We start from the raw sequence: 16,012 nt of genomic DNA, 5'->3' as shown, positions 1-16,012 counted from the left end.
TCTTAGCTCTTTATATAGTATATCAAAAAATCATTTTTAAAAACTACCTGTATTCACATTTTCTGGTCTTGTGACTGGCTCTGCTAATGAATCCCCATCCTCAGTAACCGCTTCAGTTTCACCGTTTACAAGAATCGAAACGCTCTCAACCTCTGGCTGTTCTGTTAATGACAAAACAAGTGAGTTTAGCGTGTCTTCCGTAATGATCATACTTGTAAAGCTGCCAAGAATCCCGTCATTAAAATTAAGAGTTACTCGACCTTTTTCTACTGTAGGGTCTTCTAATAGCTCTACATTCGAGTTGAGACCAGGCAGCAAGCCGCTTGTTAAGGAAGGACCATCTACAAGGGCCTGAACAACAGCTTCAATGTCATTATCAACCTGATTGCTTACCCGCTTTGTGACTGGAACATAGTATTTGGTGTTATCATCCTGGTGTATGAAGTACACCGTTACAGGACGAGTATTTGTAATATCCATAATCCCGGAATTATCGAAGTTAATGCCGTCACTTCTGGAAGCAGTCTCCCCAATCGGCGTTCCATTTACGGGCATGACAGTTTGTTCATGACCGTTTATCCGAAATTGAACCCGATCAATTGTATCGAACTCAGTGAGTGTCCATGTAACAGCCTGTAAAATTCTTGCTTCATCTTCCGAATTATACGTTTTGAATTCTTCTGAAAAGTCGACTACGGCTGTTCCATCTTGAATATCTAAATCGACTTCGGTTCCAGCAGGCAGAACAGCTCTAAATCCATCAGGCAGGAATTGTGAAACAGGACCGTCTTGTACTAAATATTGAAGTGCTTGCTTTGCGACAGCCATATCATCAGGCAGAGGCAACGCCAATGTTTGAGGTACGACATATCCATTTTCATCAATTAAATAAAGGACTTGCGGTTGTGTTGATTCAGCCGCGGTCTGATCCTGTTCTAAATCGTCTAGATTTTCTCCCTCCTCAACCATAGTTACATCAACGGGCGGATCTATATTTTCTTTTTCCTCTCCCGAAAGCCAACCACAGCCGGCAAGTGTGACAGCAGAAGTTAATAATAAGGCTGTTACTGATTTTTTTCCGATCTTAGACATATGAAAACCTCCTAACACAGTTTGTACTACCATGTATACGAGCCTAAAAAAAATTTTAGACCGCCTTGTACAAAGAAATTTGTACAAGCGCGGCAATTTTTTATAGGAGGATCCACATAGAAAAGCAAAAAAAATTAACAGTCCTTGTAAGAAAGAACTGTTAATAATTTCTCAAAGAAATGCTTTCTACCATAATCTCATTTAACCCTAACCAGTCACAAGCAATTTGAGAAAAGAGAGCTGATGACCCCGTTGTATAAAATTGATGAGCCGGTCTCTCTGAAGATGAATTCAATAAGTCCTGAAAATATAAAATAGTACTCATTTCTCTTGCCGTTTCCTCACCTGAACTGATGATTTGCACATCTTGGCCGAGAAAACGGGAAATGGTTTCCTCTAATAATGGATAATGGGTGCACCCTAATATCAATGTGTCAATTCCATTACCTTTAAATCGGGAAAGCGATTCCTCTACAATTTTTTCGGCGAACGGCCCTTTAAATTCTCCACTTTCCACAAGCGGAACAAATTTTGGACAAGCTAAACCTTTTACATGTACGTGTGAATTTATTGACTTAAGGGCTTTTACGTAAGCTTCACTTCGAATGGTCCCCTCAGTCCCAATCACGCCTATTTGATTATTTTGGGTGGTTTTAATCGCAGCTCTTGCGCCTGGATGAATAACACCAAGAACCGGAATTCTTAATGCAGACCGAATTTCTGATAGGGTCACTGCTGTGGCCGTATTACAGGCAATAACAAGCATTTTTACATTTTGTTCCAAAAGAAATCTTGTCATCTGCCATGTAAAGGCACGAACCTCATCCTTAGTTCTTGGACCATAAGGACATCTAGCCGTATCCCCTATGTAAATAACCTGTTCGTTTGGAAGCTGGCGCATCACTTCTTTGACTACCGTCAAGCCGCCTACTCCCGAATCCATGATGCCAATTGGTTGGTTCAACTAACTCCCCTCAATCTTTTCGCATTTCTCGAAGCAGTTTCATTAACATTGTATTTAGCTGGTCAATTTCCTCATCGCTAAAATTATACATGATTCCTTCAAGATATTCTTGTCGTTTTTTTATCACTTCGTCAATAATTCGTTCGCCTTCTTCTAATAAGTGAATTCGGACTACACGCCGATCATTAGGATCTTTCACACGTACGACCAGTTGATTTTTTTCCATCCGGTCAACAAGATCTGTTGTCGTACTAAATGCCAAGTACATTTTATTGGAAAGATCCCCGATTGTCATATCACCCAATTCTCTTAACCATTGAAGCGCAACAAATTGCGGGGGAGTGATTGTATAGTTGCTTAAAATTTCCCGGCCTTTTTGTTTGGTAATTCCAGATATAAAACGTAACTCTTTCTCGATTGAAGCTACAATCGATTTGTCAATTACTCGTGCTTGTTTTTCCATATCCCCAGCTCCTTTTACATATTTCGACTAGTCCTCCATATATAAGCAAAATTATTGTAAAATATCTTGAAAATATACCTATTCTATTATTTTCTTATGTTCTCGCAAGAATATCAAGCACCAATTGTTGAAATAGCTCCTTAGAAAAGGTTTCCATAATAATAACAACCGGCCTCCAAAGGATGGCCGGTTTATGTTACACTTTAACAAAAGTTGTTCTGGTCAGCCAGCTGGTGATGAATCTGCTGCCCACAATAGGTATAAAGTGTAAATTCAACGGGGCAAACTGCCAGTAAGCTCTCTAGACGACTGCCGCGTTTTTATAATTTCAATTCTCCCATGCGTAAAAGCTCAACGACTGCTTGTGACCGCCCCTTGACACCAAGCTTCTGCATGGCATTGGAAATATGGTTCCGAACCGTTTTTTCACTGATAAAAAGCTCACTGGCTATTTCTTTTGTTGTTTTATCCTGAACTAACAGCTCGAATACTTCTCTCTCTCTCTTTGTGAGTAACGGCTTATGATTGTATTCCTTCTCCTTCAACTACTTTTACCCTCCTTGCCTTCGCCAGCTGAGAACCGCGGGGATGGGTGTATATTTAGTCATAGTATCATATGTTATTTTCTACTTCGGAGTGACTGGATTCGGGGGCAAGAATCATATATTTATAAAAATGTGTGATTTTCCTATTCTAAATACATACAACGGCTCCATTCCTCTTTTTCCTCGTCTGTCCAAGGGACGCTTTTTCCTGTTAATTTTGAAATTTGCACGATGGCTCCTCTCCCAGTGAAAACAGGCTCATCCTTTTCATTAACTGCCAGGTAGTGTAAATCAAGAGATGATGTCCCAACATGATGAACTTTTACAAAGATCCGCAGCATTTCTCCAAAATAAACCTGTTTCCAAAAATCGCATTGCAAATCTGCTACAACTGGGATTTTCTCACCGTTCGGATTCAGCCAACTATGCATGAATCCTAAATGCTTAAAAAATTCAATTCTAGCTACTTCATAATATGTAAAAGGTATCGTATTGTTCAAATGTCCATACATATCTGTTTCAGAAAAACGGACTTTTATCTCCACAAAAAAAGAAAAACCCTCTCGCCATTGAGGAAAGTTCTCTATATATGAAATCCTTTTCAAAATCATCACCCCAAAAATGAATTAGTATTCATTTTATTGTAGCGTAAAATGTGAAAATTCGGAACGATTTTTATTGTAGAGGTGAGGGGGAATAAGAGGTTGGGATCGGGGATGATTTGGGAGCCAGATTTTATTAGGTGAAGGCTTTACAAATCAAATAGACTCTGACATGTGGGATCAAGGACCGAAATTAGAGTAGCTGCGAAAAAAATATCATGACGATGATTAATTAGCATTGGAGTTGCCAATCTTTAACTCGATTCCAGAAAAAAACAAAAAAGCCGTCCTCAGAGATAAGGACGGCTTTGGTTTTATTAAACTTGGTCGCTTCCGAAGAAATTACGGAACATTTGTACCGTTGTATCACGGTTTAATGCAGCGATTGAAGTTGTTAACGGAATTCCTTTTGGACAGGATTGCACACAGTTTTGTGAGTTGCCGCAATTGGCTAGTCCGCCATCTCCCATAATCGCTTCTAATCTTTCTGCTTTATTCATGGCACCTGTTGGGTGGGCATTAAAGAGACGAACTTGGGATAGCGGAGCAGGTCCGATGAAATTAGAATTACTGTTCACATTAGGACATGCTTCTAAACAAACTCCACAAGTCATACATTTTGAAAGTTCGTAAGCCCATTGGCGTTTTCTTTCAGGCATACGTGGTCCAGGTCCTAAATCATAGGTACCATCGATTGGAATCCAAGCTTTTACCTTTTTCAATGAATCGAACATGCGGCTTCGATCTACCATTAGGTCACGCACAACAGGAAATGTTCTCATAGGCTCTAGGCGAATTGGCTGTTCCAGCTGATCGACTAGTGCGGTACAAGATTGTCTAGGTTTTCCATTAATCACCATAGAACAGGCGCCGCAAACCTCTTCCAAACAGTTCATTTCCCAGGTAACAGGGGATACTCTTTCCCCTTTTACGTTGACAGGGTTCCGTCTAATTTCCATCAGAGCGGAAATCACGTTCATATTAGGTCTATATTCTAACTCAAATTCTTCTTGATAAGGGGTGGCATTTGGATTGTCTTGTCGAGTTATGATAAAGCGTACGGTTTTTGTTTGTGTCTCTGTAGCCATCCTTCATTATTCCCCTTTCTTCTTAGAGTAGTCACGAACACGCGGCTTAATTAATGATACATCCACTTCTTCATAGTGGAATTGAGGCGCTTCTTTTTCCCCAACAAACTTCGCCATCGTTGTTTTCAACCATTCATCATCGTTACGGTCTGGGAAATCAGGTTTGTAGTGAGCACCACGGCTTTCATTTCTATTATACGCTCCAATTGTGATAACACGAGCAAGCTGCAGCATGTTATAAAGCTGACGGGTAAAGGATGCCCCTTGGTTGCTCCAGCGAGATGTATCATTTACATTGATATTTTGATAACGTTCTAACAACTCTTGAATCTTTTCATCTGTTTTTAAGAGTTTATCGTTAAAACGAACAACGGTTACGTTATCTGTCATCCATTCTCCAAGCTCTTTATGAAGAACGTATGCATTTTCAGAACCGTCCATAGAAAGAATATTATCCCATTTTTCCTCTTCTTTTTTCACAGCTTGATCAAAAATAGAGGATGATAGCCCATCGGTGGATGTTTCTAGACCTTTTATATATTCAACCGCTTTAGGTCCTGCAACCATTCCGCCATATATAGCAGAGAGCAGGGAGTTAGCTCCTAAACGGTTAGCACCGTGCTGAGAATAATCACATTCTCCGGCTGCAAAAAGACCAGGAATGTTAGTTTGCTGATCATAATCAACCCATAATCCGCCCATTGAATAATGGACAGCTGGGAAAATTTTCATTGGAACTTTACGCGGATCCTCACCCATGAATTTTTCATAGATTTCAATAATTCCACCAAGCTTTATATCCAATTCTTTTGGATCCTTATGAGAAAGATCGAGGTATACCATGTTTTCCCCATTAATTCCAAGCTTCATGTCTACACACACATGGAAAATTTCACGTGTTGCAATGTCACGCGGAACAAGGTTTCCATAGGCTGGGTATTTCTCTTCAAGGAAATACCATGGTTTACCATCTTTATATGTCCAAACACGTCCGCCTTCACCACGGGCAGATTCACTCATAAGACGAAGTTTGTCATCTCCAGGAATTGCTGTAGGGTGAATTTGGATGAACTCACCATTCGCATAATATGCCCCTTGCTGATATACAATAGAAGCAGCAGAACCGGTATTGATTATAGAGTTCGTTGACTTGCCAAAAATGATACCAGGTCCGCCAGTTGCCATGATAACTGCATCAGCAGGGAAAGATTTGATTTCCATTGATCTCAAATCTTGACCAACGATACCGCGGGCACGTCCTTCATCATCAAGGACAGCACCTAAAAATTCCCAGCCTTCATATTTTGTCACTAATCCGGCAACTTCATGACGGCGTACTTGCTCATCCAATGCATATAGCAATTGTTGTCCTGTTGTAGCACCTGCGTATGCAGTTCGGTGATGCTGTGTTCCACCGAAGCGTCGGAAATCTAACAATCCCTCAGGTGTACGGTTAAACATAACACCCATCCGGTCAAATAAGTGAATAATTCCAGGTGCCGCTTCACACATGGCTTTTACAGGCGGCTGATTAGCTAAAAAGTCTCCGCCGTAAATCGTATCATCAAAGTGGATCCAAGGAGAATCTCCTTCCCCTTTTGTATTAACCGCTCCGTTTATTCCACCTTGTGCACATACAGAGTGAGAGCGTTTTACAGGAACAAGGGAGAAAAGATCAACAGGTGTACCAGTTTCTGCGATTTTAATTGTTGCCATCAGTCCCGCGAGACCACCGCCGACAACAATTATTTTGCCGTTACTCATTTGTCTGACTCACTCCTTCTATAATTAAGAAATAAATGCTGTTAGTGTGTTAACTGCTACATATGAAAGAGCGACAAAGATAATCAAAGTCACATATGTAGTAATTTGTTGTGAACGTGGTGTAACTGTAAGTCCCCAGCTTACACAGAAAGACCATAGGCCGTTCGCAAAGTGGAAAATAGCAGAAATAACACCGACAACATAGAACCAGAACATAAATGGATTAGATAAAATGTTTTCCATCATGTCAAAGTTTACTTCGGCCCCAAAAGCAGCCTGTACACGTGTTTCCCAAACGTGCCATACAATAAAAATAAGCGTAATAATACCAGTGACACGTTGCAGTAAAAACATCCAGTTTCTAAAAAATCCTAATCGGCTAACGTTGTTTTTGGCTGTAAATGCAATATAGATTCCATATACAGCATGGAATAAGAGTGGAAGATAAATCACAAAGATTTCCAGTGCAATACGGAAAGGAAGGCTTTCCATAAAATGAGCAGCCTGATTAAACGATTCTTCCCCACGTGTTGCAAATTGATTGACAACCAAATGTTGGATTAAAAAGATTCCTATTGGAATGACACCCAATAACGAGTGTAATCTGCGATTTAGAAACTCGCGATTATTTGCCATGCAGCTAATACCCCCCTCAAGTCTATAAATTATGCAGAATAGTCACTTCTACATATTGGTGAAATGTGACATGTTCATTTTACTCCCATTGGGATATAGCGTCAAGAAACCGGATTCATACTAATCCCGCTTTTTCTTGAAATAAAAAGATGCAATAGACGTTAATTTTTAAAAAAATAACCTTTTATTCCAAAGACTAAAGTATACTAAAATAGCATTTATAAAAAGGGATAACATTTTATTATTTGGATTCGAGTCATTGCTTCTCAAATGATGATCCAGTCCATATAATAGTTTTATAGAAAGAAGGGATCCGTTTCATGGAACAATTACAATTTTTAGAAAAAACAACAGAACAAAATGTTCCCGCATCTAGTATAATGCTGATGAGAGAATGGGTTATTCCAGAGCTGTTGCGAAATCATTCAGACTCTGTTCTATATTGGTCAGGAAAAAAGTTAGCCCGCAGCTTCCCCTGTCAAACGATAGATGAAATCAAGCTATTCTTTGAAAAAGTAGGATTCGGCACCTTAACTGTTCTGGCAGAAAAAAGTGATAAGCTTGAATTCCAGCTTAGCGGTGAAATTGTTGCACTGCGGTTTGAGCTTAATTCAGAGCCATCCTTCTTTTTGGAAGCTGGATTCTTGGCTGAACAAATTCAGACTCAAAAAAAAATGATTTGTGAATCTGTGTACCAAACAAAAAAACGCTCAAGAATCGTAACTTTCACGGTTCAATGGGACCAAAAGGATTCGATTTTTTAGGAACGAAAAAGGGGCCTGCCCCAGTGCTAATACTATAAGTGCTGGGATCAGGCCTCTCCTCATTTATTATTTGACAGGGGCCGCTTCGATTTCACTTAATTTAAATGCAGTATGCAGAGCATTTGCTGCTTCTAGCATTTTTTCTTGTTCAATAACAGCTGACACCTTTATTTCTGAAGTACTGACCATCTTGATTGTTGCATCAATGCCCTCAATTACTTCAAACATTTGGGCAGCTACTCCCGGATTAGAGATCATACCAGCCCCTACAATCGATACTTTCGCCAATCCTGTTTCTGATTCCACTTTATCAAATCCTATTTCACTTCTATATCTATCTAATACTGACAAAGTATCCTGAACATCCTCATCATGAATCGTAAAGGACAAACTGCTTTTCTTTTCCCCCGTATTAGCCTGAATAATAATATCAACGTTAATATGATTTTCCGCTAAGCTTCTAAATACCTTGGATAAAGTAGCATAAGAATTATCCAAACCAAAGAGTGTCATTCTTGTTACATTCTTTTCAAATGCAACTCCCCGTACGACTAGACCATTCTCCATTTGAGCTTCCTCCTCTATGATTGTGCCTCTTTCAGGGTCCATGCTTGATCGGACCTCTAACCGAATTTGGTAGTTTTTAGCAAACTCTACTGCTCTCGGATGTAATACACCTGCACCCAAATGGGCCAGCTCGAGCATTTCTTCATAGGAAATACAATCCAATTTACGAGCATCTTTCACATATCTTGGATCGGAAGTATATACTCCCTTAACGTCTGTATAAATATCACAGCGGTCTGCCCCTAATGCAGCAGCCAATGCGACTGCGGTTGTATCGGAGCCACCCCTGCCAAGAGTTGTAATTTCACCTTCACTCGAAACTCCTTGGAAACCAGCAACAATGACGATATTATTTTGATTTAGGAGATTTTGTATTTTCGAAGGATCAATATCCGTAATGCGTGCATTCGAAAAAACTTTTTCAGTTTGAATCCCAGCCTGCCAGCCTGTTAAAGAGACAGCGTGATGTCCCATTTCCTGCAGTGCAATCGACAGCAAGGAAATGGTTACCTGTTCTCCTGTCGAAAGTAGCATATCCATTTCCCTCTTAGAAGGATAGGCGGATAATTCGTTTGCTAAGCTCACGAGTTGGTCAGTGGTTTTCCCCATAGCTGAAACGACTACTACTACCTGATGACCCTCGTTCACCTCTTCCAATACACGTTGTCCTACATTGCGAATCCTTTCTGTTGTTGCAACCGATGTTCCACCAAATTTTTGAACAATTAGTCCCACTGACTGATCTCCCTTTCTTTTAGGTGTTCATTACTTAAAGCTGACGGTAGAGGCGGTCCATTTTGAAAGCTTTAGGTCCAACTATCACATAACACATGAGATGACTTTACAATTCATAATAACAGCTTAAGTCTCCCATCTTTAAAAATAAAAAAAGACAATGAGGATTCTCTCATTGTCCGGGATTTAAGCCATGTAAAACCACACACAATGTGAGATAGCACTCCAAGATCCTGATCTTGACAGTCCTGTATTTATTCAACACAGAACCAGCGAGAAACGATATGAGCCATTTCCCACTTCGGCGAACGTCCCTTTCAAAACCCATCACAGAGGCTCATCCCTCTCCGGCGTTTTTACTTTTGAAATTCGCACCTCTATCATCACTTTAATGGATAAAAGTATTAATCTTTGCATCTCATTCTACCACAGAAGAATGCGAGCAACAACCTATTGTTTTAATTTTTCTAAAACAGCCTCTGCCACTTGGATCGGGATTCCAATTTGATGTAGCTCCTCTATTGTAGCTTCCCCAATTTTTTTAATTGAACCAAAATGTTTTAGCAGCATTTTTTTTCGTTTTTCGCCTATACCCGGAATATCATCCAATGCAGAGTGAAAGGCGTGTTTTCCCCTTTGCTCTCGGTGGAACGTAATGGCAAACCGGTGAACCTCATCCTGAATCCGCTGAAGCAAATAAAATTCCTGTGAATTATGGGGGAGCTCTACTCTTTGCAACGGATTTCCAAATAATAGCTGAGATGTTTTATGCTTCTCGTCCTTCGAGAGTCCAGCCACAGGTATAGAAAGATTTAATTCGTTTTCAAGGACATCCTTTGCTGCCTCAATTTGCCCCTTTCCGCCATCTATAATGATCAGGTCAGGTAAAGGCAGTTCCTCTTTTAATACGCGAGTATAACGTCGCCTTACGACTTCCCGCATTGTATTATAATCATCCGGTCCTTCAACTGTTTTAATCTTGTATTTGCGATATTCTCTTTTCTCCGGGCGACCGTCAATAAAAACAACCATTGCCGATACAGGATTCGCACCTTGAATATTGGAGTTATCGAAGGCCTCAATTCGATGTGGCGTATATATGTTCATGACTTTTCCTAAATTTTCAACTGCCTTAACGGTTCTTTCTTCGTTTTTTTCGATGAGTGCAAACTTTTCTTTTAAAGCGATGGATGCATTTTTGACTGCAAGCTGAACCAATTCTTTTTTCTGGCCTTTTTGAGGCTGAACCACTTTGACTTCAAGCAGCTGCCTTGCTAAATCCGCGTCTAATTCAGGAGGAAGCAAAACCTCTTTAGGCTTAAAATGGTTTTCTTTTTCATAAAATTGTCCAAGAAAGGTTAGAATTTCTTCTTCAGGTTCATCATAAATCGGAAACATGGAAACATCTCTTTCGATTAATTTTCCCTGACGGACGAAAAAGACCTGCACACACATCCAGCCTTTGTCTACGGCATAACCAAATACATCCCGGTCAGTAAAGTCAGTCGATGTGATTTTTTGCTTTTCCATCGTAGTTTCAATGTGAACAATTTGATCTCTGAATTCCTTGGCTCTCTCAAAATCCAGATTTTCAGAAGCCTCAAGCATTTTTGCCTCTAGCTCCTTTTTAATGTCCTTATAACCGCCATTAAGGAATTTTGTAATCTCCTCTGTCATTTCTTTATAGGTTTGCTGACTAACCTCATTGACACATGGTGCGAGGCATTGGCCTAAATGATAGTAAAGGCAAACCCGGTCGGGAAGAGTGGAGCACTTGCGGAGCGGATACAGTCTGTCGAGCAATCGTTTCGTCTCATTGGCTGCCGATACATTAGGATACGGGCCAAAGTACTTGCCTTTATCTTTTTTGACTTTACGTGTTGTAATAAGGCGCGGATGACGTTCTGCGGTTAGCTTGATAAAAGGATAGCTTTTGTCATCCCTAAGCATTACATTATATTTGGGATTATATTTTTTAATTAAGTTCAGCTCTAAAAGAAGTGCTTCGATATTAGATGATGTAACGATATATTCAAAATCCTCAATCTCACTTACAAGTCGTTGTGTTTTTCCGTCGTGAGATCCGGTAAAATAAGATCGAACTCTATTTTTTAAAAGTTTAGCTTTTCCAACATAAATAACCGTCCCTTGACGGTCTTTCATTAAATAGCAGCCTGGCTGTGCAGGTAAAAGTGATAATTTATGCTGGATTTGTAATGAAGTCATAGTCTTCACCCTTTTTCAACTTACTGCCCTTTATTTTACATCAACTTTAACGGATTTACGATAATAGAGTTTTTTTTGTAGCAGTACATTCGGTTTGTAACTTTTTCATATAAAAATCGTCTTATAACTGAACTAGGAAAATAGTAAAAAGGGGAACAGCAATGAAAAACAAGTGGACCATCCTATGTATCTGTTTTATTATCAGCGGATGCGGAATATTAGGGCAAGAAGCATCTGAAAAATCACCAGCTGATCAGGAGGTTGAACCGCCGACTGAAAACACCGAAGGCACAAAAGAGCCCGAAGTGGAAGAGAATCCGGAAAATAATAATCAGGATCAAGAGAATCAGCCACCGACTGAAGAAAATGCAGATAAAAATCCAGCCAATGAAAATGGGAATCCAAAAGGCGAAGAGGTAACGGAGGAAAAACCAGAGACTGTAACACCTCCAGCTGAACCGGAAAAAAATAATCCGGAACCAGAAAATCAGGAGCCTTCAATTCCGACAGTGGCTAATCCAACCGCTATTACCGTTATGGTTAATAAGTCTTTTAAACTGCCAGATAGTTACAGGCCAGCCGATTTAGTGAGACCGAACGTCGCTTTTGTCTTTGGAAATCAACAGTTAGAAAAAGCACTGTTACGGGAAGAAGCGGCACGTGCTCTTGAAAGTCTGTTTGCTCAAGCTAAAAAGGAAGGAATCACTCTTTTAGCCGCATCTGGCTATAGATCCTATGAAACTCAAAATGTATTATTTGAAAATGAAGTAAAGCAAGTCGGGTATGAGAAAGCTAGCATGGCTGTTGCCTATCCTGGCACAAGTGAACATCAAACTGGGCTGGCCATGGATATTACAGCCGCAAGTGTAAACTATATTCTTACTGAAGAATTTGGGAATAAGCCTGAGGGAAAATGGCTTGCGAATAACGCACACAAATTCGGATTTATTCTTCGTTACCCGCTTGGAAAAGAAAGCATTACCGGCTATCAATATGAACCTTGGCATTTCCGCTATGTCGGAACCGAAATGGCAGCAGAAATCTTTGAAAATAAGCTTACTTTAGAAGAATATTTTAAGCAGAAACAAGGGGTATAGGAAAGAATTGGTTTTTTGAAAAATTGATATTGATTATGGATATTTGTGATTGAGGCCGGGCCTATGATAGGGGTACCGGTCTTTTTCGTTACTTACTATCCGATATCTATTAGCCATTATTGTATATTCGTCATTGTCAAGAACTGTTCTCTTGTTTTTCCCCTCTCTTTGTCCTCACTCACGTAAATCTTTTTCAAAATAGCAAAAAGCTGCCGGATTACCCGGCAGCCAGCTAATGAGTGCTTTATACGTGTTTGCTTAATAATTCTTGCAAAGCTTCTTTTGGCTGGTAACCGACAACTTTATCTACAACTTCACCATCTTTGAAGACAATTAAAGTTGGGATACTCATGACACCGAAAGCGCCAGCTGTTTCTTGATTCTCATCCACATCAAGCTTGACAATTTTTACTTTATCGCCCATTTCAGAATCTAGTTCTTCTAATACAGGAGCGATCATTTTACATGGTCCGCACCATGGTGCCCAGAAATCAGCTAAAACAACACCTTCAGCTGTTTGTTGCTTGAAGTCTTGATCAGTTACATGTGAAATTGCCATCTTCCATTCCTCCTATTGTAAAGAAGCGTATTTGTAAAGGAAGTATATCATGTTAGTAATGGGAAAGCGAACAATCTGCTTTTGGACATCACTCATAGATTCCCCTAACGATATGCTGATATACAAACGCTGAACAGTTTGATTAAAAGCTGTTCTACCTAACATGATAGTAGATGTTTCCAATTTAGTCGAGTGAATTGTATTATCAAATAAAAAGAAAGCTCCCGTAAGAGCCTTCTATTTCATTTATGCATGAATTTTTAGCTTCTTGAATTCTTCAGTCAATAACGGAACTACTTCAAAGAGATCACCGACTATTCCATAGTCAGCAACTTTAAAAATATTTGCCTCAGGGTCTTTATTAATAGCGACGATTACTTTTGAGTTAGACATTCCGGCTAAGTGCTGAATCGCTCCAGAAATTCCGCAGGCGATATACAAATCTGGGGTGACCACTTTACCGGTTTGCCCGATTTGCAGCGAATAATCACAATAATCTGCATCGCAGGCTCCGCGAGAAGCACCGACTGCTCCGCCTAAAACTTTAGCCAATTCTTTTAATGGCTCAAATCCCTCTTTACTCTTAACGCCGCGTCCTCCGGCAATAATCACTTTTGCTTCGGAAAGATCTACACCCTCAGTTGCTTTTCGCACTACTTCTTTTACAATCGTTCTTAAATCCTTGATATCCACTGCTAAGGTGCTAACTTCCCCTGATCTGGATTCATCTATGGCCAGTGCATTGATATTGTTTGGACGAATCGTAACAAATATGATTCCTTCTGTGATAATCTTTTTCTCAAATGCTTTTCCTGAATAAATTGGCCGCGTAAATAACAGATTGCCCCCAGCTTCTTCGATTGCAGTTACGTCAGAGATTAGCCCATTTTGGAGTTTGCCGGCGATTCGCGGTGAAAGGTCTTTTCCTAAAGCCGTGTGGCCAAATACAATCCCCTCTGGCTTTTCTTGCTCATAAACAGCCATAAATGCCTGACTAAAGCCGTCTGAAGTATACGATGCAAGCTTTTCGTGTTCCACTGCAACTACCCGGTCAGCCCCATATTGAATCAACTCATTTCCTAAAGCGCTTACAGCGGAACCAAGTAAAACTCCGACAACTTCTCCTCCTCCTGCAATCGTTTTAGCAGCAGCAATCGCTTCAAACGAAACATTTCTCAGAGTACCATCTTTTACTTCCCCAAGTACCAATACTTTTTTTGCCATGATTTGACCCTCCCTTGTTGTTCTTTTAACTAAATGACTTTCGCTTCTGTTCTAAGAAGCTGAACTAGTTCTCTAACTTGATCCTCAAGCTCACCCTCCAAAATTTTTCCTGCTTCCTTTTTAGGAGGTAAGAAAATTTCAATCGTTTTTGTTTTCGGGGCTACATCATCTTCTTCTAAATCCAGATCATCCAATTCTAGCTCTTCTAAAGGTTTTTTCTTCGCCTTCATAATTCCTGGCAATGAAGGATATCGAGGTTCATTTAATCCCTGCTGTGCAGTCACAAGCAGCGGCAGGTTCACTTCAATAACCTCTGAATCCCCTTCCACATCCCGTGTAATTTTCGCAACATTACTTTCAATTTCTAAATTCGTAATCGTTGTTACGGAAGGGATTCCAAGTATTTCTGCAACTCTTGGTCCGACTTGTCCGCTTCCTCCATCGATAGCCACATTCCCTGCGAGAATAAGATCAGGATTTTTATCCTGGAGATATTCGGCGAGAATTTTAGCTGTTGTAAATTGATCAGATGCTTCTAATTCGTCTTCTGTATTTATCAATACCGCTTTGTCTGCCCCCATGGCTAATGCCTTGCGAAGCTGTTCCGCAGCATCTTCACTTCCAACTGTAATAACAGTTACTTCACCACCGTGCTGATCTCTCACCTGAATCGCTTCTTCTACTGCGTATTCATCATAAGGATTAATGATAAATTCAGCACCATCCTCTTGAATTTTTCCATTGGATAAGGTGATTTTCTCTTCTGTATCAAACGTTCGTTTTAATAGTACGTATATGTTCAAGCCTGAACCCTCCCAATCCAAAAAAGATAGTCATTGTTAAAAACATGCATTAACTTATACAATTCGATACCATTTGTTATTTTCCTTTAAATTCTGGTTTCCTTTTTTCTAAAAAGGCTTGAATGCCTTCCTTAGCATCTTCTGATTCAAAGACTGTTCCAAAATAGCCTGCTTCACGGTTGGACCCTTCAGCAAGCTGACTATTACGGGTATAGGCCATTAATGATAAAACGGCTTTTACTGTAATAGGACTTTTTTCTGCGACTTTTTTTGCAAGTTTCATAGTTTCTAAAAAAAGTTCTTCTTCAGAGAATGCCCGATTCGCCAGTCCGCATTTAACAGCCTCAATTCCTGAAATCGACTCACTTGTCAAAAGCATCTCAAGCGCTTTTGCTTCTCCGACAAGTTTAGGTAAACGTTGTGTGCCGCTAAACCCAGGAATCAGACCTAATTGCAGCTCAGGTAAACCGAGTTTGGCATTTTCGGCAACAAATCGAATATGACATGCCATTGCCAGTTCAAGTCCCCCGCCTAAAGCTGCGCCATGAATGGCTGCAATTACGGGCTTAGGAAAATTCTCAATTCTGTCAAACACATCTTGGCCACGTTTGGCTAATTTGCTAAATTCCTCACCGTTAGGGATTGAAGTAAATTCCTTAATATCTGCACCTGCGGAAAAGAATCTGCCTTCCCCTTTTAATACAATCACCCGAACGGAGTCATCCTGCTCCATTTCATCTAACAAACTGGAAACCTCACCAATTAAATCTGATGAAAGAGCGTTAGCTGGCGGACGCTGAATGGCAGCGGTTACAATATGGCCGTCCCTTTCCCGATGTATCAAGCTCATATCTGTTCCCCCTTTCTTAGTTCAAAGGGAGAA

Annotated in this window: 16 protein-coding genes and 1 riboswitch; of the genes, 2 read left to right on the top strand and 14 right to left on the bottom strand. The window is 40.2% G+C overall.

The genetic code is table 11. The features are described from left to right. Nucleotides 1-36 precede the first annotated feature (36 nt). From MLE14_RS05890 to MLE14_RS05855, 8 genes are all read right to left on the bottom strand, one after another. Nucleotides 37-1,092 (bottom strand): GerMN domain-containing protein, encoded by a 1,056-nt coding sequence (locus MLE14_RS05890; RefSeq protein WP_243297422.1) that lies wholly within the window; start codon nucleotides 1,090-1,092, stop codon nucleotides 37-39. A gap of 160 nt (nucleotides 1,093-1,252) precedes the next feature. Next, a complete protein-coding gene (racE, locus tag MLE14_RS05885) occupies nucleotides 1,253-2,056 on the bottom strand; it encodes a glutamate racemase (RefSeq protein WP_279326171.1) in 804 nt (267 codons plus the stop codon). Nucleotides 2,057-2,066: 10 nt separating this feature from the next. Further along, entirely contained in the window at nucleotides 2,067-2,519 is a 453-nt protein-coding gene (locus tag MLE14_RS05880) for a MarR family winged helix-turn-helix transcriptional regulator (protein WP_243297421.1), read from the bottom strand. Between the two features lie 320 nt (nucleotides 2,520-2,839). Continuing rightward, nucleotides 2,840-3,064, bottom strand: a complete 225-nt coding sequence (gene gerE / locus MLE14_RS05875) for a spore germination transcription factor GerE (protein WP_097159052.1) — start codon at nucleotides 3,062-3,064, stop codon at nucleotides 2,840-2,842. Between the two features lie 143 nt (nucleotides 3,065-3,207). Next, a complete protein-coding gene (locus MLE14_RS05870) occupies nucleotides 3,208-3,669 on the bottom strand; it encodes an acyl-CoA thioesterase (RefSeq protein ID WP_243297420.1) in 462 nt (153 codons plus the stop codon). Between the two features lie 314 nt (nucleotides 3,670-3,983). Then, a complete protein-coding gene (gene sdhB, locus MLE14_RS05865) occupies nucleotides 3,984-4,754 on the bottom strand; it encodes a succinate dehydrogenase iron-sulfur subunit (RefSeq protein WP_243297419.1) in 771 nt (256 codons plus the stop codon). A gap of 6 nt (nucleotides 4,755-4,760) precedes the next feature. Continuing rightward, on the bottom strand, nucleotides 4,761-6,518 hold the full coding sequence (gene sdhA, locus MLE14_RS05860) for a succinate dehydrogenase flavoprotein subunit (protein ID WP_243297418.1): 1,758 nt from the start codon (nucleotides 6,516-6,518) through the stop codon (nucleotides 4,761-4,763). Nucleotides 6,519-6,542: 24 nt separating this feature from the next. Next, nucleotides 6,543-7,154, bottom strand: coding sequence for a succinate dehydrogenase cytochrome b558 subunit (locus MLE14_RS05855; protein WP_243297417.1), 612 nt, complete (start codon nucleotides 7,152-7,154; stop codon nucleotides 6,543-6,545). A 320-nt stretch (nucleotides 7,155-7,474) separates the two neighbouring features. On the opposite strand from MLE14_RS05855, the gene MLE14_RS05850 reads away from it, so the two are divergent. Further along, a complete protein-coding gene (locus tag MLE14_RS05850; RefSeq protein WP_243297416.1) occupies nucleotides 7,475-7,918 on the top strand; it encodes a YslB family protein in 444 nt (147 codons plus the stop codon). 66 nt (nucleotides 7,919-7,984) lie between these two features. Here MLE14_RS05850 and MLE14_RS05845 read toward each other — a convergent pair whose 3' ends face one another. Together MLE14_RS05845 and uvrC are read right to left on the bottom strand one after the other, a co-directional pair. Further along, entirely contained in the window at nucleotides 7,985-9,220 is a 1,236-nt protein-coding gene (locus MLE14_RS05845; protein ID WP_243297415.1) for an aspartate kinase, read from the bottom strand. A 210-nt stretch (nucleotides 9,221-9,430) separates the two neighbouring features. Then, nucleotides 9,431-9,608, bottom strand: a riboswitch (Lysine riboswitch). A 62-nt stretch (nucleotides 9,609-9,670) separates the two neighbouring features. After that, nucleotides 9,671-11,446, bottom strand: coding sequence for an excinuclease ABC subunit UvrC (gene uvrC / locus MLE14_RS05840; RefSeq protein ID WP_243297414.1), 1,776 nt, complete (start codon nucleotides 11,444-11,446; stop codon nucleotides 9,671-9,673). A 161-nt stretch (nucleotides 11,447-11,607) separates the two neighbouring features. Here uvrC and MLE14_RS05835 point away from each other — a divergent pair, with 161 nt between their 5' ends. Further along, entirely contained in the window at nucleotides 11,608-12,543 is a 936-nt protein-coding gene (locus MLE14_RS05835; protein ID WP_243297413.1) for a M15 family metallopeptidase, read from the top strand. 244 nt (nucleotides 12,544-12,787) lie between these two features. Here the strand turns inward: MLE14_RS05835 and trxA are convergent, their stop codons facing one another. From trxA to MLE14_RS05815, 4 genes are all read right to left on the bottom strand, one after another. Further along, nucleotides 12,788-13,102, bottom strand: a complete 315-nt coding sequence (gene trxA, locus MLE14_RS05830; protein WP_243297412.1) for a thioredoxin — start codon at nucleotides 13,100-13,102, stop codon at nucleotides 12,788-12,790. Nucleotides 13,103-13,348: 246 nt separating this feature from the next. After that, the gene (locus tag MLE14_RS05825) at nucleotides 13,349-14,326 is read right to left on the bottom strand and encodes an electron transfer flavoprotein subunit alpha/FixB family protein (RefSeq protein WP_243297411.1); all 978 of its coding nucleotides are present in this window, start codon (nucleotides 14,324-14,326) and stop codon (nucleotides 13,349-13,351) included. Between the two features lie 29 nt (nucleotides 14,327-14,355). Further along, nucleotides 14,356-15,129 (bottom strand): electron transfer flavoprotein subunit beta/FixA family protein, encoded by a 774-nt coding sequence (locus MLE14_RS05820; protein ID WP_243297410.1) that lies wholly within the window; start codon nucleotides 15,127-15,129, stop codon nucleotides 14,356-14,358. Between the two features lie 76 nt (nucleotides 15,130-15,205). After that, nucleotides 15,206-15,979 (bottom strand): enoyl-CoA hydratase, encoded by a 774-nt coding sequence (locus MLE14_RS05815; RefSeq protein WP_243297409.1) that lies wholly within the window; start codon nucleotides 15,977-15,979, stop codon nucleotides 15,206-15,208. Between the last annotated feature and the right edge of the window lie 33 nt (nucleotides 15,980-16,012).

This window comes from Bacillus litorisediminis (assembly GCF_022808645.1).
Lineage (GTDB): Bacteria > Bacillota > Bacilli > Bacillales > JC228 > Bacillus_BF > Bacillus_BF litorisediminis.
Note: the sequence above shows the minus strand (reverse complement) of the source record. Positions and strands in the feature narration are given on the sequence as shown.